The 16,996-nt window shown below is 63.8% G+C and carries 16 protein-coding genes; 13 read left to right on the forward strand and 3 right to left on the reverse strand.

Translation table 11 applies throughout. The features are described from left to right. Positions 1–10: 10 nt before the first annotated feature. Complete coding sequence (locus tag FJW04_RS13610) at positions 11–541, forward strand: GNAT family N-acetyltransferase (RefSeq protein ID WP_015317286.1); 531 nt, start codon at positions 11–13, stop codon at positions 539–541. Between the two features lie 10 nt (positions 542–551). Here the strand turns inward: FJW04_RS13610 and FJW04_RS13615 are convergent, their stop codons facing one another. Next, entirely contained in the window at positions 552–1,433 is an 882-nt protein-coding gene (locus FJW04_RS13615; protein WP_140714678.1) for a LysR substrate-binding domain-containing protein, read from the reverse strand. A 118-nt stretch (positions 1,434–1,551) separates the two neighbouring features. On the opposite strand from FJW04_RS13615, the gene FJW04_RS13620 reads away from it, so the two are divergent. Genes FJW04_RS13620 through FJW04_RS13630 form a run of 3 tightly spaced genes read left to right on the forward strand, consistent with a single transcriptional unit; the run spans position 1,552 to position 3,507 of the window. Continuing rightward, positions 1,552–2,703 (forward strand): gamma-butyrobetaine dioxygenase, encoded by a 1,152-nt coding sequence (locus tag FJW04_RS13620; protein WP_140714680.1) that lies wholly within the window; start codon positions 1,552–1,554, stop codon positions 2,701–2,703. Then, entirely contained in the window at positions 2,700–3,284 is a 585-nt protein-coding gene (locus FJW04_RS13625) for an HD domain-containing protein (RefSeq protein WP_015317289.1), read from the forward strand. The genes FJW04_RS13620 and FJW04_RS13625 overlap by 4 nt, the downstream gene beginning before the upstream one ends. Before the next feature lie 28 nt (positions 3,285–3,312). Further along, a complete protein-coding gene (locus tag FJW04_RS13630) occupies positions 3,313–3,507 on the forward strand; it encodes a hypothetical protein (RefSeq protein ID WP_140714681.1) in 195 nt (64 codons plus the stop codon). Here the strand turns inward: FJW04_RS13630 and FJW04_RS13635 are convergent. Beyond that, a complete protein-coding gene (locus tag FJW04_RS13635; protein ID WP_140714683.1) occupies positions 3,495–5,303 on the reverse strand; it encodes an NAD(P)/FAD-dependent oxidoreductase in 1,809 nt (602 codons plus the stop codon). The two genes, FJW04_RS13630 and FJW04_RS13635, sit on opposite strands and share 13 nt — an antisense overlap. Positions 5,304–5,748: 445 nt before the next feature. Between FJW04_RS13635 and FJW04_RS13645 the strand changes: the two genes are divergently transcribed. The 9 genes from FJW04_RS13645 (at position 5,749) to FJW04_RS13685 (ending at position 16,514) form a co-directional block, all read left to right on the forward strand. After that, positions 5,749–7,545 carry an acetolactate synthase 3 large subunit gene (locus FJW04_RS13645; RefSeq protein ID WP_140615748.1) on the forward strand — a complete coding sequence of 599 codons (1,797 nt, stop codon included), beginning with the start codon at positions 5,749–5,751 and terminating at the stop codon, positions 7,543–7,545. 77 nt (positions 7,546–7,622) lie between these two features. Beyond that, complete coding sequence (gene ilvN / locus FJW04_RS13650; protein ID WP_013894763.1) at positions 7,623–8,198, forward strand: acetolactate synthase small subunit; 576 nt, start codon at positions 7,623–7,625, stop codon at positions 8,196–8,198. A 117-nt stretch (positions 8,199–8,315) separates the two neighbouring features. Beyond that, positions 8,316–8,912 carry a LysE family translocator gene (locus FJW04_RS13655; protein WP_140714685.1) on the forward strand — a complete coding sequence of 199 codons (597 nt, stop codon included), beginning with the start codon at positions 8,316–8,318 and terminating at the stop codon, positions 8,910–8,912. A gap of 235 nt (positions 8,913–9,147) precedes the next feature. Then, positions 9,148–10,410 (forward strand): efflux RND transporter periplasmic adaptor subunit, encoded by a 1,263-nt coding sequence (locus FJW04_RS13660; RefSeq protein WP_140714687.1) that lies wholly within the window; start codon positions 9,148–9,150, stop codon positions 10,408–10,410. After that, complete coding sequence (locus FJW04_RS13665) at positions 10,407–13,568, forward strand: efflux RND transporter permease subunit (RefSeq protein WP_140660968.1); 3,162 nt, start codon at positions 10,407–10,409, stop codon at positions 13,566–13,568. The genes FJW04_RS13660 and FJW04_RS13665 overlap by 4 nt, the downstream gene beginning before the upstream one ends. Before the next feature lie 78 nt (positions 13,569–13,646). Then, positions 13,647–14,252: a nitrile hydratase subunit alpha gene (nthA, locus tag FJW04_RS13670; RefSeq protein ID WP_140714689.1), complete on the forward strand. Its 606-nt coding sequence runs from the start codon at positions 13,647–13,649 to the stop codon at positions 14,250–14,252. After that, the gene (nthB, locus tag FJW04_RS13675; RefSeq protein ID WP_140714691.1) at positions 14,249–14,908 is read left to right on the forward strand and encodes a nitrile hydratase subunit beta; all 660 of its coding nucleotides are present in this window, start codon (positions 14,249–14,251) and stop codon (positions 14,906–14,908) included. Before nthA ends, nthB begins: the two co-directional genes overlap by 4 nt. Then, positions 14,895–15,260 carry a nitrile hydratase accessory protein gene (locus tag FJW04_RS13680; RefSeq protein WP_015317299.1) on the forward strand — a complete coding sequence of 122 codons (366 nt, stop codon included), beginning with the start codon at positions 14,895–14,897 and terminating at the stop codon, positions 15,258–15,260. The genes nthB and FJW04_RS13680 overlap by 14 nt, the downstream gene beginning before the upstream one ends. A gap of 126 nt (positions 15,261–15,386) precedes the next feature. Further along, positions 15,387–16,514, forward strand: coding sequence for an ATP-dependent RecD-like DNA helicase (locus FJW04_RS13685; RefSeq protein ID WP_140714693.1), 1,128 nt, complete (start codon positions 15,387–15,389; stop codon positions 16,512–16,514). A gap of 25 nt (positions 16,515–16,539) precedes the next feature. On the opposite strand, the gene FJW04_RS13690 is transcribed toward FJW04_RS13685, so the two are convergent. Beyond that, entirely contained in the window at positions 16,540–16,968 is a 429-nt protein-coding gene (locus FJW04_RS13690; RefSeq protein WP_140714695.1) for an STAS/SEC14 domain-containing protein, read from the reverse strand. Positions 16,969–16,996 lie beyond the last annotated feature (28 nt).

Raw genomic sequence — 16,996 nt, forward strand, 5'->3', positions numbered from 1 at the left:
AGGACCAGGTATGAACGTCATAGAAATCGGGCCGTTGACCGCAAGCCGGGAAACACTCGCACAGCTGACCGATCTGCTGGTCGAAACGGTTGCCGCCGGCGGATCGGTCAGCTTCATGCATCCGCTGGCGTTGGATGTTGCCAGCGCGTTCTGGGAGACGTCGCTGGCCGCGGCGGCACGAGGGCAAAGAATGGTGCTTGGGGCATGGGACGGCGGCGCTCTGGTCGGCACCGTCACCCTGCTGCTCGACTGTCCGCCCAATCAGCCGCATCGGGCCGAGATCGCCAAGCTGATGACATCGGTCGGGCAGCGGGGCAGGGGTGTCGGGACGCGCCTGATGCGAGCCGCCGAACGCCTCGCGGCGGAGAAGGGGCGCACGCTGCTGGTTCTGGATACGGCGAGCGAAGAGGGTGCTTCGGGACTTTATGAGAAGCTCGGCTTCACCTTGGCCGGCGAAGTGCCGGACTATGCGCTGAAGCCGCATGGCGGGCTGACGGGCACGCTGATCTACTGGAAGCGCATCGGCACAGCGTCGCGGTAACGCCAGTCACTCATGCCTTCCCGGCGAGGCGCTTCAGCAGCCAATGGCGGAAATCCTGCTCCGCGCTGGTCAGGTGCGCGGTCGACGGCCTCGTCAGGAAATGCCCTGACGTGCTGGGCAGCTCAAAAACGGAAAGCCGGACCAGCGCTCCGCCGTCGAGCGCCGCGTCGATTAGGGGCCGCGACCCAAGGAGGACGCCGGCACCGGCGCTCGCCGCATGCATGGCGGCGACGAAACTGTCGAAGCGATGCGAGCGCCGGGGATGGCCGGCCAATCCGGCCGCCGCGAACCATTCCGCCCACATCTCGCGCGCGCCGGCCACCAGAAGCAGCGGCAGCGATGTCCAGTCGGCGGCACTGGCCAAGGCCGGGCTTGCCACCGGCACAAGCCGCTCGGCGGTCAGCCTCTCGGCCTCGCGTCCGGGAAAGGATCCGTTGCCGAAACGGATGTCGAGCGCCGAGCCTGGCAAATCGTAGTCGGTCGGGCGATGGATCGTCACCAGATCAAGCTGGATGCGCGGCAGCGCCTCGGCGAGGTCGGGCAGCGCCGGAACCAGCGCCAGCAGCGCAAACGAGATCGGCACCCGGAGCGAGACGGTCTGGACGGCGCGCGGTTCGAACAGTTCCGTGGTGCTGCTGCCAATGGTGGCGAAGGCCGACTGGATGTGGGGCAGGTAGGCGGCACCTTCCGGCGACAGCGCGACCCCACGCGCCAGCCGCGAGAACAGACGCGTCTTCAGCCTTTCCTCGAGCAGCCGGATGTGCTGACTGACGGCCGCCTGGGTCAGGCCGAGTTCGGTTGCCGCCGCGGTGAAGTTCGACAGCCGTGCCGCAGCCTCGAAACTGCGCAGCCAGTCGAGTGGAGGGAGGGTAGGGACGGTTCGCCGAGCCATCATCAAATCGATGCCATTGACCAAAAAATGATAATTGGAATTATGCCTTTTGGAAGGTCAACATGCAATCCAAACCACGGCACCAACCGTGGGCAACAAGGCGACAGGACGGATTTCCATGCTCACCCACGTGCTGGTTGGCGATGAAGGCAGAACAATCGAACTTGGTTGGACAGACGGCAAGCGTACCCGCTTCCACGCCGTCTGGCTGCGCGACAACGCGCTTGACGACAAGACGCGCAGCGCCGGCAATGGCCAACGCCTGATCACCATCCTCGACATTCCGGCGAAGACGAGAATTGGCGCTGCCGCCATCAAGGCCGGAGCGCTGGAGATCAGCTTCGAGCCGGAGGGAAAAACGGTCAGCTTTCCCGCCCAATGGCTGCGTGCGAACGCCTATGATCGCGACGAGACACGCCAGCCTGGTTGGACAGGCGATGTCATCCAGCGCTGGACCAGGGCGACGATGCAGAACGCGGTGCCGCGCGCCAGCTATCCGGCGGCCCTGCATGGCCGCGGTGTCCTGCGCGAATGGCTTTCGGCGGTGAGGACTTATGGTTTTGCGGTGATGGACGGGCTGCCGGCCGAATCCGGGGCGCTGTGCAAGGTGTCCGACCTGTTCGGCTATGTCAGGGAGACCAATTACGGGCGCTGGTTCGAAGTGCGCGCCGAGGTCAACCCGAACAATCTCGCCTACACCAATCTGGGCCTGCAGGCGCATACCGACAATCCCTATCGCGATCCGGTGCCGACGCTGCAGATCCTGTCCTGCATCGAGAACACGGTGGAGGGCGGTGAATCCAGCGTCGTCGACGGCTTTGCCGTCGCGGCCGCTCTTCAAACGGAAAATCCCGAAGGTTTTCGGCTGTTGAGTTCCCATGCGGCGCGGTTCGAATATGCGGGGTCGTCCGGCGTGCGGCTGCAGGCGAAGCGCCCGATGATCGAGCTTGGACCCGACGGCGAACTGATCTGCATCCGCTTCAACAACCGTTCGCTGGCGCCGACCGTCGACGTGCCGTTCGTCGAGATGGGCGCTTACTATGCCGCCTACCGCCGCTTCGCCGAGCTGATCGAGGATCCATCCTTCGAAGTCACCTTCAAGCTTGAGCCCGGCCAGGCCTTCATCGTCGACAACACCCGCGTCATGCATGCCCGCAAGGCGTTTTCCGGCACCGGCAAGCGCTGGCTGCAGGGATGCTACGCCGACAAGGACGGCCTGTTGTCGACGCTCGCGGCGATCGAACACGGCTTCAAGGAGGCCGCGGAATGATCGGCCAGGATCTGAACGCGGACACCATCGTCGAATTCATCGCCGACATTTTTGAGCGCCGGGGCGCCGAATCCTATCTCGGCGAGCCGGTGACGATGTCCGAGCATATGCTGCAAGGGGCTTGGCTGGCGGAACAGGATGGAGCCCCAGACGTGCTGGTGGCCGCCGCGCTGCTGCACGACATCGGCCATTACACCAGCGAGTTCGGCACCTATTCGCCTGACGATGTCGAGGACAAGCACCATGACGAGGCCGGCGGCGAAGTGCTGGCGCCGTTCTTCCCGCCTGTCATCGTCGAGTGCGTCCGGCTGCACGTTGCCGCCAAGCGCTATCTCTGCGCCGCCGACCCGACCTATTTCTCCAGGCTGTCGCCGGCTTCGGTTCATACCTTGTCGCTGCAGGGCGGACCGATGAGTGCCGACGAGGTGGCTGCGTTCCGCGAGAACCCGTTCCATGAGGAAGCGGTGCGGGTTCGCATCTGGGACGAGGGCGGCAAGGTCGCCAACATGCGGACGCGGGCGTTTCGCGACTATGTGCCGTTGCTGCAGCGCGTCGTGCACGACTTCGCCAATCGGCCCTGACGAGACCAATGATCAGGAGGAGACAGCCATGTCCTTCTGCTTCGACGGCGAAAGCGCGGTGGCGGCATACCGGCCCTGCCGCGAGCGTTTGGCTGACGAGGGCGTTTTCACGCCATCGCCGACCAGCCCCAGCGGCGAAACTTCCGCTGCCGCCTTGTTCGACGTCGCCGACGCGGGACAGGTTCACCGTGTCGATGCGGGAGAAGCTGACTATCCCTTGTGATGGACCTGCTGCAGCCCGTAGACTGGTGTCGGCAAGCCAACCTGCCGGGCTTTGAGCTGCAGCGCCAGATATTGCGAATAGTGGCGTGACTGATGGAGGTTGCCGCCATGGAACCACAGCGCCTCCTGCTGGGTCGGCTTCCACATGTTGCGCTGCTCGCCTTCCCAGGGGCCGGGATCCTTGGCGGTGTTGGAGCCAAGGCCCCAGACCTTGCCGACCTTGTCGGCCACCTCCTGCGAGATGAGGTCCGCCGCCCATCCGTTCATCGAGCCGTAGCCTGTGGCGTAGATCACGAGATCGGCCGGCAATTCGGTGCCATCGGCGAATTTGACGCCGGTTTGCGTCAATTCCCGCACCGCCGCACCTGGTCCGCTCTTGAGCTTGATCGAGCCGTCTATGACCAGGTCGCAGGCGCCGACATCGATGTAGTAACCCGAACCCCGGCGCAGATACTTCATGAACAGGCCTGAGCCGTCATCGCCCCAGTCGAGCAGGAAGCCGGCCTTTTCCAGGTCCGCGTAGAACTTCGCGTCGCGTTCCTTCATCTGCTGGTAAAGCGGGATCTGGAACTCGTGCAGGATGCGATAGGGCAGGGAGGCGAAGATCAGGTCGGCCTTGCGCGTCGTCATGCCGTTCTCCACCGCCTGCTCGGAATAGAGTGCGCTGAGTCCGATATCCATCAACGTGTCGGATTTGACGATATGGGTGGAGGAGCGCTGCACCATGGTGACGTCCGCGCCACCCTCCCAGAGAGCCGCGCAGATGTCGTGGGCGGAGTTGTTGGAGCCGATGACCACGACCTTCTTGCCGCGATATTTGTCGGGGCCGGGATGGGTCGAGGAATGCTGCTGCTCGCCCTTGAAGATGTCCTGGCCCTTGTGTTTCGGCCAGTTCGCCTTGCCGGACATGCCGGTGGCCAACACCAACTGCTTCGGCTTGAGCACGATCTCTTCGCCGTCACGTTCGGCCACGACGGTCCATTCCTTGGCGTTGTCGTCGTATTTCGCGGATTTAGCCGAGGTGGAGGACCAGTAGTTCAGCTCCATCACCTTCGTGTACATCTCCAGCCAGTCGCCGATCTTGTCCTTCGGGGCGAAGACCGGCCAGTTCTTGGGGAAGTCGATATAGGGCAGATGGTCGTACCAGACCGGATCGTGCAGGCAGAGCGACTTGTAGCGCTTGCGCCAGGAATCGCCGGGACGCTCGTTCTTCTCGATGATGATGGCCGATACGCCGAGCTGTCGCAGGCGCGCGCCGAGCGCAATGCCGCCCTGGCCACCGCCGATGATCACGACATAAGGCTGCTTGCCGCGGCCGAGTTCGGCGATCTCGTCGTCACGCTCCTCGCGCCAGGATTTCCTGTCCTTGCCGTGACCGTGCTTGGCGCCGAGCGGCCGATTGAAACCGGCCTTCTCCTCATGGCCCTTGAGTTCGGCCATGCTGGTGAGCAAGGTCCAGATCAGGTCGCCCTTGAACCGCACCAGGCCGAAGCCGCGCGCCACCTCGGTCTCGAAGGTGATCCAGGCGGTGGTGACGCCGTCCGCCTCGGTCGCCTCCTCGCCTTCGGCCACCTTCCAGTCGCTCGGCCGGGTTCCAGCCAGCGTCGCTTTCAGCATGTCGCGGATCTGCTCCTGGCCCTCCATCGTCCTGAGATTCCAGGTGAAGGTGACGAGGTCGCGCCAGTAGCAATCCGCCTGGAAACAGTTGACCGCCGCGTCGATGTCGCCGGTCTCCAGCGCCTTGCCAAGCTTGTCGAGCAGTGCCTGCGCCTTCGTGGTGGGTGTTCTCTCGAGCATGGTTTCTCCTCCGGTTGTCGGTTTCCAACAACGCCTGTTCAGGCTTCCACTGGAACAGCAAGCGGCCGGCCAGGACCTCCCTGCCTGGGGATGGGACTCCCATTCGCCGGCAACGCGTCTCCTCCCAGGCACGTCGTCAGCCCGGCATAGTGGTGCGTCGATGGGATGGGCTCAACTGTACTATGGTAGCGCGCGGCGGAGCCGATCTCACGGCTGAGTGAATTCGTGCGGTACCCCATTGACGACCCCGCGACTTCGCCTTTATGGTCCGCCACCATGAAAACGGCACTCATTCTCGTAGGAAGGCGCGTGGGCAAGGCGGTGTAACCGCCGGGCGAAAACCCCCCATGCGCAGACACAGGCTCCCTCGGGGGCCTTTTTTATTGCCTGAAACACGACTAAACGACCAGCAACGCCCAATGGCGGACAGTACGGGACCAGACCGATGAGCAATGGACAGAACGAGCGGCGCGAGATGGCAGGTAGGGAAATGACCGGCGCCGAAATGGTGGTGCAGGCGCTGAAGGACAATGGCGTCAAGCATGTCTTCGGTTATCCCGGCGGCGCCGTTCTCCCGATCTATGACGAGATCTTCCAGCAGGACGAGGTCGAGCACATCCTCGTGCGGCACGAGCAGGGCGCTGGCCATGCGGCAGAGGGATATGCGCGGTCGACCGGCAAGGCCGGCGTCATGCTGGTGACATCGGGTCCCGGCGCCACCAATGCGGTGACGCCGCTGCAGGATGCGCTGATGGATTCGATCCCGCTGGTCTGCCTGACCGGTCAGGTGCCGACCTCGCTCATCGGCTCCGACGCGTTCCAGGAATGCGATACGGTCGGCATTACGCGGCCCTGCACCAAGCACAACTGGCTGGTGAAGGACGTCAACGAACTCGCCGCGACCATCCACGAGGCGTTCCATGTCGCGACGACCGGCCGTCCCGGTCCGGTCGTGGTCGACATCCCGAAGGACGTGCAGTTCGCCAAGGGCTTTTACGTGCCGCCGCAGATCGCGCCGCGCACCAGCTACCAGCCCAAGGTCCAGGGCGACCTGGAGAAGATCAAGGCGGCGGTCGAACTGATGGCCGGCGCCAGGAAACCGGTGATCTATTCGGGTGGCGGTGTCATCAATTCCGGCCCGGAAGCGAGCCATCTCTTGCGCGAACTGGTCGATCTCACCGGTTTCCCGATCACCTCGACGCTGATGGGGCTCGGCGCCTATCCGGCGTCGGGCAAGAACTGGCTCGGCATGCTCGGCATGCACGGCACCTACGAAGCCAACATGGCCATGCATGATTGCGACGTCATGCTCTGCATCGGCGCGCGTTTCGACGACCGTATCACCGGCAGGCTGAATGCGTTCTCGCCGAACTCGCGCAAGATCCACATCGATATCGATCCGTCCTCGATCAACAAGAACGTCCACACCGAAGTGCCCATCATCGGCGATGTCGGGCGGGTGCTGGAAGACATGGTGCGGCTGTGGCGGGCAACCGCCAAGGCCGACAAGAAGGCGCTCTACCCCTGGTGGGAGCAGATCGCCAAATGGCGCGGGCGCGATTCACTCGCCTTCAAGATGAACAACGACGTGATCATGCCGCAATACGCCATCCAGCGGCTCTACGAGCTGACCAAGGACATGGACACCTACATCACCACCGAGGTCGGCCAGCACCAGATGTGGGCGGCGCAGCATTATCATTTCGAGAAGCCGAACCGCTGGATGACCTCGGGCGGGCTGGGCACGATGGGCTACGGCCTGCCGGCCGCGCTCGGCGTGCAGATCGCGCATCCCGACGCGCTGGTCGTCGACATTGCCGGCGATGCTTCGGTGCAGATGACCATGCAGGAGATGAGTGCGGCCGTGCAGCACGACGCGCCGATCAAGATCTTCATCCTCAACAACCAGTATATGGGCATGGTGCGCCAGTGGCAGCAGCTGCTGCACGGCAACCGGTTGTCGCACTCCTATACCGAAGCGATGCCCGATTTCGTCAAGCTGGCCGAGGCCTATGGCGGCCACGGCATTCGCTGCGACAAGCCAGACGAACTGGACGACGCGATCAAGGAGATGATTTCGGTCAGGAAGCCGGTGCTGTTCGACTGCCGCGTGGCGACGCTCGCCAACTGCTTCCCGATGATCCCGTCAGGCAAGGCGCATAACGAGATGCTTCTGCCCGACGAGGCGACGGACGAGGTCGTGGCCAATGCAATCGACGCCAAGGGCAGGGAACTGGTGTAGACGACGAACCGGAGCACGGCTTGTCAAAATAAGCCGTGCGAAAACAGATAATTAGTCAAGAACTTGAGATTCATGTCATGAACGCACAGCACCTTCAACCCACCGGTTCCGCCTACTTCATCGCCAAGGAGACGGAGAGGCCGGAAAACCACACGCTTTCCGTGCTGGTCGACAACGAACCGGGCGTGCTTGCCCGGGTCATCGGCCTGTTTTCCGGCCGCGGCTACAATATCGAGAGCCTGACCGTCTCGGAGACCGAGCATGAAAAACACCTGTCGCGCATCACCATCGTGACGCGCGGCACGCCGCATGTGCTGGAGCAGATCAAGCATCAACTCGAGCGCATCGTGCCGGTGCATCGCGTGGTCGATCTCACCGTGCGTTCGCACGAGTTCGGACAGGAGCGGCCGCTGGAGCGGGAACTGGCGCTGGTCAAGGTTGCCGGCACCGGCGAAGCCCGGGTCGAGGCGCTCAGGCTCGCCGACGCGTTCCGCGCCAGCGTCATCGACGCCAACACCGAGCATTTTATCTTCGAGATCACCGGCAAGGGCTCCAAGCTCGACCAGTTCATCGCCATCATGAAGCCGCTCGGCTTGGTCGAGATCTGCCGCACCGGCGTGGCAGCCATGAACCGCGGCCCTCAGGGGATGTAGGCCGACTTACCCATCTGAATTTCCAGGAGTGTAGGGACTGGCGCGACCAACGGTCGGCACTGGCCTTTGTGCATCGTTGGAAAAAGACAATAGTGCTGACGTATCTGGGAGGATATCATCTCACTCGACGCGTTCCTCGCACTGCTCGTCTATGCCTTCGTGACCTCGATCACGCCGGGCCCGAACAACCTCATGCTGCTGGCCTCCGGCGTCAATTTCGGCATCGTCAGGACTGTGCCGCACATGCTGGGGATCAGCATCGGCTTTCTTGTCCTGCTGCTCGCTGTCGGCTTCGGGCTTGGCGCGGTGCTGACGGCCTTCCCGGCGCTGCACACCGGGCTGAAGATCGCCGGTGCCGTCTATCTGCTCTACCTCGCCTGGAAGATCGCCACGTCGCGCTCGATGGGTGGCAAGGGTGAGACGGATGCGCGGCCGATGCGATTCATCGATGCCGCGGCCTTCCAGTGGGTCAACCCCAAGGCCTGGGTGATGGCGATCACCGCGATGGCCGTCTACACCAATCCCGAACGGCCGTTCTTGTCCGTCATTCTGATCGGCGTGGCTTTCACCGTGGTCAATCTCCCCAGTGTCTCGGTCTGGGCCGGATTCGGCACGGCACTACGCGGCTTCCTGTCCGACCCGGTGCGGTTGAAATGGTTCAACATCGGCATGGGCGTGCTGCTGGCGGCGACGCTTTGGCCGATGCTGCGCTAGATAAGGCTGCCCTCTCGGAGGCCATATTTCGGAGCCCATCCGGCTTCCGGCTTTGAGGATAGCCGGCTGCACAGCTATTGTGCAGTGCACATTAAATCTTCGTAATGCCGTGTTTTGGCCCTTTTCCGACAAACCCGCGTCCTATCTATTCGGCGAAATCGCGGCAGTGAGCCGGGAATTGCGTTAGAATACGACCACCTGGCTATGGCGTGTCGGACGGAGAGGTCTTTTGTCGATGCGTGGAAAAGTCATGCTTTCATTGCTGGCGGTCGCCTGTGTCGGCGCGGCCTGGCTCTATCTGTCGCCGGACGCGCTGAACAAGGCTCAGCAGATCATCGGCGCAAAGCAGGTCGCCGCGACAGACAAGCCAGCGACCGAAAAGCCTGCGGCGGGGGACAAGGCGGCGGGTGGCGGCAACGGTGCCCGTTCGGCGTCGATCGTTTCGGCGACGGCGACGACCGCGGATTTCCCGATCCGCCGCTATGCCATTGGCTTCGTCTCCTCTCCGGCCGTGGTCAACATCAACGCGCGCGTCTCCAGCCAGATCGTGTCGATCGACGTCAAGGACGGGCAGATGGTGAAGGCGGGCGACCTCCTGTTCTCACTCGACGATCGGGCGCTGAAGGCGCAACTCGCCAAGGACCAGGCAGCGCTTGCCAAGGACCAGGCGCTGCTCGCCAGCTCGAACTCCGACCTTCAGCGCGCCAAGGACCTTGTCGCCAAGCAGGCCGGTACGCAGCAGACCTACGACCAGGCCGTTGCCGCGCAGAAGGCGGCGGCGGCGACCGTCGATGCCGACAAGGCGACGATCGACGCCGACAATGTCCAGCTTGGCTTTGCCACCATCACCGCGCCGATCGCCGGCAGGCTGGGTGCCGTGAATGTCGCCGTCGGCGACCTCGTCACCGTCAGCAACGGCAACAGCAGCACGGCGACGCCACTGGTAACCATCACCCAGATGGACCCGCTGCAGGTCAACTTCAATCTGCCGGAAAGCAACCTTGCGCTGCTTCACAAGGCGCTTGCCAATCCACAGCAGAACGCGGTGACGTTGATCCAGAACGGCGACCCGACGCCGATCGGCAAGGGCACGCTCGATTTCGTCGATTCCAGCGTCGACACCGCATCGGGCACGATCGCGACGCGGGCAAGCATTCCGAATGCCGATCTTTCCCTTTGGCCGGGCCAGTATGTGAATGTCGTGCTCGACGCCGGCATCATGCCGCGGATGACCTCGGTTCCGACCGTGGCGGTGCAGCCCAGCCAGAAGGGGCCGTTCGTCTACGTGGTCAAGCCGGACAGCACTGTCGAGATGCGGCCGGTGCAGGTGGCGCTGACCGAAGGCGCAAACAGCGCCATCAGTCAGGGGCTGAAAAGCGGCGAGAAGGTCGTCACCGAGGGCCAGACAAGGCTGAAGAACGGCGCCGCGGTGCATGAAGGCAAGGCGGCCGCGCCGAAGGTTGCCGAGGCGACCAACGCCGGCGAGGCGGCCCAATGATCTCCGAATTCTGTATCCGCAGGCCGGTCGCCACCCTTCTGATGTCGTTCGCCCTCGTGCTGGGCGGACTGTTCGCCTACAAATTCCTGCCGGTGGCGGCACTGCCGAGCGCCGAATTCCCGGTCGTCAACGTCTCGGCCTCGCTGCCCGGCGCTTCGCCGGAAACCATGGCCACGTCGGTGGCGACGCCGCTGATCAAGCAGTTCGCGACCATCGCCGGCATCGATTCCATTTCGACCACCAACTCGCTCGGCCAGACCTCGATCGCCATCCAGTTCGTGCTCAACCGCAACATCGACGCGGCCGCCGCCGACGTCCAGGCGGCGATCGCGCGCACGCAGAAATCGCTACCGCCGCAGATGACGGCGCCGCCAAGCTACCGCAAGGTCAATCCGGCCGATGCGCCGATCCTCTTGATGTCGCTGGTCAGCGACACGGTGCCGCTGACCGACCTCGATGCCTTCGCCGAAAACGTCATCTCGCCGTCGCTGTCGACCATCGACGGCGTCGCACAGGTCTCGATCTTCGGCCAGCAGAAATACGCGGTGCGCATCCAGATCGATCCGACCGCGCTTGCCGCGCGCGGCATCTCGATCGATCAGCTGCAGGCGGCGGTCGCGTCCGCCAACAGCAACACGCCGCTCGGCGTGCTGCAGAACAACAAGCAGCAGCTCACCATCACCGCCAACACGCAGCTTACCGACGCGGCCGGTTTCTCAAACCTCATCATCGCTACCAAGAACGGCCACCCGGTGCGGCTGGGCGAGGTGACCCGTGTCGTCGATTCAGTGCAGACCACCACGACCGCAAGCTGGTATGACGGTACCCGCGCGATCATTATGGCGGTGCAGCGCCAGCCCGACGCCAACACGGTCGACGTCGTCGACAAGGTCAAGGCGATGCTGCCGTCCTTCCAGGACCAGATGCCGGCCGCAGCCCAGATCAAGCTGCTCAACGACCGCTCGAGCTCGATCCGCCAGGCGGTCGACGACGTGCAGTTCACGCTGCTTTTGACCATCGCGCTGGTGGTGATGGTGATCTTCGTGTTCCTGCGTCGCGTCACGGCGACCATCATCCCGGCCGTGGCGGTGCCGATCTCGCTGATCGCCACGCTCGGCGCGATGTTCCTGTTCGGCTTTTCCATCGACAACATATCGCTGATGGGCCTGACGCTCGCCGTCGGCCTTGTCGTCGACGATGCCATCGTGATGCTCGAAAACATCTTCCGCCATATGGAAGAGGATGGGCTGTCGGCCTTCGACGCGTCGCTGAAGGGCGCGCGCGAAATCGGTTTCACCATCATCTCGATCTCGATCTCGCTGGTGGCGGTGTTCATCCCGGTGCTTCTGATGGGTGGCGTGATCGGGCGCATCTTCAACGAGTTCGCCGTCGTGGTGACCGTCGCCATCCTGGCCTCCATGTTCGTGTCGCTGACGCTGACGCCGATGTTGTGCTCGCGGCTGCTGTCGGTGACCAAGGCCGACCGCGAGGCACATGGTGCTGGCCACAAGCGCGATTTCCTCACGCGCGGCTACGATCGGATTCTGAGCTTCTGCCTGCGGCACACCTTCCTGGTGTTCCTCGTCTTCGTCGGCACCGCGGCAGCCTCGGTGTGGCTGATCGAGGTTTCGCCGAAGGGTTTCTTCCCGCAAGAAGATATCGGCCAGATTTCGGTGACCACCATCGCGCGCCAGGACATTTCGTTCGACGCCATGGCCAAGCTGCAAGGGCAGGTGGCCAGCGTGTTCTCGAAGTCACCCTATGTCGACCATGTGGCGTGGTCGGCGGGCAGCGGTAACAATGCGCTGAACCAGGGACAGCTCTTCGTCCAGCTCAAGGGCAAGGACCAGCGTCCCGATATCGAGAAGGTGCTTGCGGATCTGCGCAAGCAACTGGCCGGCGTGGCGGGCATCGAGACTTACATGCAGCCGGTGCAGAATCTGCGGCTCGGCTCGCGCTCGTCGGCCAGTGCCTACCAGCTTGTGGTTCAGGGCCTCGATACCGGCCTGACGGATCAGTGGGCGCAGAAACTGAATGACGCGATGGCGGCCGACCACACGACCTTCACCGACGTCACCAGCGACCTGCAGAACAACGCCTTGCAGGCGACGCTGGTGGTGGACCGCGACAAGGCCGCCCAACTCGGTATCGACACCGACACGCTGCGCTCGGCGCTTTATGGCGGGTTCGGCACCGACCAGGTTTCAACGATCTTCGGCTCGGCCGACAGTTACGAAGTCATCGCCGAACTCGATCCCAAGATCGAATGGTCGCCGGAGCGGATGCTTGCCATCCAGATGCGGACGGCGAGCGGCAGCCTGGTGCCGCTCGGCGCCTTCGCCAGGGTCGACCGCACGGCCGGAGCCTTGACGGTTAACCAGCTCGGCCAGCTTCCGGCGGTGACGATCTCCTACAACCTGCCGCAGGGCGTGGCGCTGGGCGACAGTGTGAAACGCATCGACGCGCTGAAAGAGCAGATCGGCATGCCGACGGCGATCTCGACGACCTTCGCCGGCACCGCCAAGACCTTCCAGGATTCGCTTGCCAACCAGGGCCTGCTGGTCGGCGGCGCCATCCTGACCATCTATATCGTGCTCGGCATTCTGTATGAGAGCTTCATCCACCCGCTCACCATTCTGACCGGCCTGCCGTCGGCTGTGCTCGGGGCGGTTGTCGCCTTGCGCTTCGCCGGCATGGATTTGTCCGTCATCGCGGTGATCGGCATCCTGATGCTGATCGGCATCGTCAAGAAGAACGGCATCATGATGGTCGACGTCGCGCTTGAACTGCGACGAGAGGGCATGTCGGCCACCGATTCCATCCACAAAGCCTGCCTGATGCGGTTCAGGCCGATCATGATGACGACGCTGGCGGCACTGATGGGCACGTTCCCGATCGCGCTCGGCACCGGCGCCAGCGCGGAACTGCGCCAGCCGCTGGGCGTTGCCGTCGTCGGCGGCCTGCTCGCCTCGCAGGCGCTGACCCTGTTCGTGACACCGGTGATCTACGTCTACATGGAGAATTTCTCGGGCTGGCTGGTCGGACTCATGCCGAAGCGCAAGGCCGAGTTGCACCTGGTCGAAGAGGGCGACCAGCCCTCGCTGTTCGGCACCAATGACGACATCCCCGGTGAGCCGCAGAAGACCGCCGCCGAGTAGCAGGTCGCCACGCAGCCAGTTCCGCTGGCCCAAGCCGTGATACTTGCGGCCGGCGGATCGGAACTTTAGTTTGCCGTCATGTCCCACGATCATGACCACGACAACGAACTCGATCCGTTTGCCGCGCGGGTGCGCGCGCTGGAAACCATCCTGACCCGCAAGGGGCTGATCGATCCGGCTGCGATCGACGTCATCGTAGATACCTACGAGACGAAGATCGGTCCGCGCAACGGCGCCCGGGTGGTGGCCAAGGCCTGGAGCGATCCCGCTTTTGCCGCGTGGCTGAAGCGCGACGCGACGGCGGCGATCGAATCGCTGAGCTATACCGGCCGGCAAGGCGAGCATATGCAGGCGGTGTTCAACACCGGCGATACCCACAATCTCGTCGTCTGCACATTGTGCTCCTGTTATCCGTGGTCGGTGCTTGGCCTGCCGCCGGTGTGGTACAAGGCGCCGCCCTACAGGTCGCGCGCGGTGATCGATCCGCGCGGCGTGCTCGAGGAGTTCGGGCTGGTGCTGCCGGCCGGGACGAAGATACGCGTCTGGGATTCGACAGCGGAACTGCGCTATCTCGTCGTGCCGACGCGGCCCGACGGCACCGAGGGCTGGAGCGAGGAGCGGCTGGCCGAGCTGGTGAGCCGCGATGCCATGATCGGCACGGCTCTGGCGAGTCACCCGGCATGAACGGGCCGCAGGATCTCGGCGGACAGATGGGTTTCGGGCCGGTCGCGCCCGAACGAGACGAGCCGTATTTCCATGCCGACTGGGAGAGGCGGGCGCTCGGCTTGACGCTCTGCGCCGGCGGCATGGGCGCCTGGAACATCGACGAGAGCCGGCACGCACGGGAATCGCTGCATCCGGCCGAATATTATGGCTCCAGCTACTATCAGATATGGATCAAGGCGCTTGAGATCTTGCTCAAGCGGCATGGTTTCGTCAGCGAGCGCGACCTCGGGGCGGGCGAGGCGATTGATCCGGCGGCGACACCCAAAAGAGTGCTGAAGGCGGAAAACGTTCCCGCTGTGCTGGCCAAGGGCGGTCCTTGCGATCGGCCGGTGGAGACAGCGCCATGCTTCAAGGCCGGGGATTCGGTGCGGACGAAAAACTTCAACCCGACCGGCCATACCAGGCTGCCGCGCTATGCGCGCGACAAGCAGGGCACCATCGAGGCGGTGCGCGACGGCTTCGTCTTTCCCGACAGCAACGCGCATGGGCAGGGCGAGAATCCGCAATGGGTCTATACCGTGGTTTTCGATGGCACGGAAATCTGGGGCGAGGGCGCCGACCCGACACTGACCGTCTCGATCGACGCCTGGGAGAGCTATCTTGAGCCGGCCTGAAGCGAAGGGATCCGCCGCCAGTTTGCCCGCCGGCTTCGACGCACCGGTGTTCGCCGAGCCATGGCAGGCCGAAGCCTTCGCCATGACTGTGGCACTGCACGACAAGGGCCTGTTTTCGTGGAACGAATGGGCGGATGCCCTGTCAGCCGAGGTGAAGAAGCCGGATGCCGCGGCGGACGGCCATGACTATTACGAGCATTGGCTGGCGGCGCTGGAAGGGCTGCTCGCCTCCAAGGGGCTGGCTGCCAAGCCGGACGTCGATGCGATGGCGCGGGCCTGGGAGCGCGCCGCGCACGCCACGCCACACGGCAAGCCGATCCTGCTGGAGAACGATCCGCACGCTGCCAACTGAATTTTCGTTCCCTTTACGTTCTTGCTTGCGGCTGATAGCCTGAACAGCAGGGAAGTTCGCCACCGGCGTGTCGATGGTGGTGGCGGCGATCTTGTGTTTGCCTCGCGAATCCGGTCACACGATCAGATGGAATTTTCACCCCAACAAGACGAGGCGCTGCAAGCGGTCGCGCGCTGGCTGAAGACCGGCACGCCGCAGTTGTTCCGGCTGTTTGGCTATGCCGGCACCGGCAAGACGACGCTGGCGCGCTATTTCGCCGAACATGTCGACGGCCAGGTGCAGTTCGCAGCCTTCACCGGCAAGGCCGCCCAGGTGCTGCGCTCCAAGGGCGCGGTCAACGCCCGCACCATCCATTCGCTGATCTACCGGCCCAAGGGCGAGGAATCGGTGGCCGACGAGGTCACCGGCAAGACCTCGATGTCGCCAACCTTCTCACTCAACCGGCAGAGCCCGATCTCGCGCGCCAAACTGGTCGTCATCGACGAGTGCTCGATGGTCGACGAGCAGCTTGGCCGTGACCTGATGAGTTTCGGCACGCCGATCCTGGTGCTGGGCGACCCCGGCCAGTTGCCGCCGATCTCGGGTGGCGGCTTCTTCACCGACCATGAGCCGGACTTCCTGCTGACCGAAATCCACCGGCAGGCGCGCGACAATCCGATCCTGCGGCTGGCGCTCGACGTGCGCGAGGGCCGCGAATTCATGCGTGGCGACTATGGCACCGCGAAGGTGATCGGCAAGGAAGACGTCAATCAGGAACTGGTGCTGAGGGCGGACCAGGTGCTGGTCGGCACCAACCGCACGCGGCGGCGCTACAACCAGCGCCTGCGCGAGCTCAAGGGCTTCAATGCCGATTATCCGCAAGCCGGCGACAAGCTGGTGTGCCTGCGCAACGATCCCGCCAAGGGTCTGCTCAACGGCTCGCTGTGGAAGGTGATGACCTCGTCGCGCGAGACGGTCAAGCCCGGGATCAATCTTCTGGTTTCGCCCGAGGAGGACGATCCGGATCGCGGCGTCGCGAAAATCAAGTTGCTGAAGGCGGCGTTCGAGGATCCGGACGCCGAAATCCCTTGGCAGCAGAAGAAGCGCTTCGACGATTTCGACTATGGCTATGCGCTGACGGTGCACAAGGCGCAGGGCTCGCAGTGGAACGAGATCGTGCTGTTCGACGAGAGCTGGGCCTTCAAGGAAACGCGCCAGCGCTGGCTTTACACAGCCATCACCCGGGCCGCCGAACGCCTGACCATCGTCAGGTAGAAGGGGGGTAGCCGGGAGAACCGTTTCATCCTCTTTCTGGAGCGGCGGTCGCCTCCTCACTCGTCGGCCTCGCGCCGAGCCATTCCCAGGCAGCGGCTTCGTCCTCGATCTTGAAATGCCTGAATTCGACGGGCGAGGAAGCCGGCAAGGCGTGTCGTGCGTTCGGCGTCCAGTCAGGGGCGCCGATCGCCGCGCAACGGCCAATATGTTCCAATGCATGGACGGCACCCTTCTTGATGGTCTCGTCCGAGATGTCGGCCCAGTCGACGCCCTCATGATCGACTATGCGCACGGCCATGTCGATTTTCTGATGGAGCAAATAGGCCGCCTCCAGCAGGCCGAACAGGTTTTCGGCATCGGCGGCCGAGACATGGCCGACCACATCGATGGCAAAGAGGTCGTCGCGGCTGGTCTCGATGCGGCGGATCGCCGGCACGGATTGGAGGAAATTCAAGGTGGTGCCTCCCTTTCGTGGAGTATGT

Origin of the sequence: Mesorhizobium sp. B2-7-3 (genome assembly GCF_006440715.1) — a bacterium.
GTDB lineage: Bacteria > Pseudomonadota > Alphaproteobacteria > Rhizobiales > Rhizobiaceae > Mesorhizobium > Mesorhizobium australicum.

Excerpts from the sequence above, each read along its gene's own strand:
- FJW04_RS13610 (WP_015317286.1), top strand. The coding sequence starts at position 11 with ATGAACGTCATAGAAATCGGGCCGTTGACCGCAAGCCGGGAAACACTC.
- FJW04_RS13615 (WP_140714678.1), bottom strand. The coding sequence starts at position 1,433 with ATGGCTCGGCGAACCGTCCCTACCCTCCCTCCACTCGACTGGCTGCGC.
- FJW04_RS13620 (WP_140714680.1), top strand. The coding sequence starts at position 1,552 with ATGCTCACCCACGTGCTGGTTGGCGATGAAGGCAGAACAATCGAACTT.
- FJW04_RS13625 (WP_015317289.1), top strand. The coding sequence starts at position 2,700 with ATGATCGGCCAGGATCTGAACGCGGACACCATCGTCGAATTCATCGCC.
- FJW04_RS13630 (WP_140714681.1), top strand. The coding sequence starts at position 3,313 with ATGTCCTTCTGCTTCGACGGCGAAAGCGCGGTGGCGGCATACCGGCCC.
- FJW04_RS13635 (WP_140714683.1), bottom strand. The coding sequence starts at position 5,303 with ATGCTCGAGAGAACACCCACCACGAAGGCGCAGGCACTGCTCGACAAG.
- FJW04_RS13645 (WP_140615748.1), top strand. The coding sequence starts at position 5,749 with ATGAGCAATGGACAGAACGAGCGGCGCGAGATGGCAGGTAGGGAAATG.
- ilvN (WP_013894763.1), top strand. The coding sequence starts at position 7,623 with ATGAACGCACAGCACCTTCAACCCACCGGTTCCGCCTACTTCATCGCC.
- FJW04_RS13660 (WP_140714687.1), top strand. The coding sequence starts at position 9,148 with ATGCGTGGAAAAGTCATGCTTTCATTGCTGGCGGTCGCCTGTGTCGGC.
- FJW04_RS13665 (WP_140660968.1), top strand. The coding sequence starts at position 10,407 with ATGATCTCCGAATTCTGTATCCGCAGGCCGGTCGCCACCCTTCTGATG.
- nthA (WP_140714689.1), top strand. The coding sequence starts at position 13,647 with ATGTCCCACGATCATGACCACGACAACGAACTCGATCCGTTTGCCGCG.
- nthB (WP_140714691.1), top strand. The coding sequence starts at position 14,249 with ATGAACGGGCCGCAGGATCTCGGCGGACAGATGGGTTTCGGGCCGGTC.
- FJW04_RS13685 (WP_140714693.1), top strand. The coding sequence starts at position 15,387 with ATGGAATTTTCACCCCAACAAGACGAGGCGCTGCAAGCGGTCGCGCGC.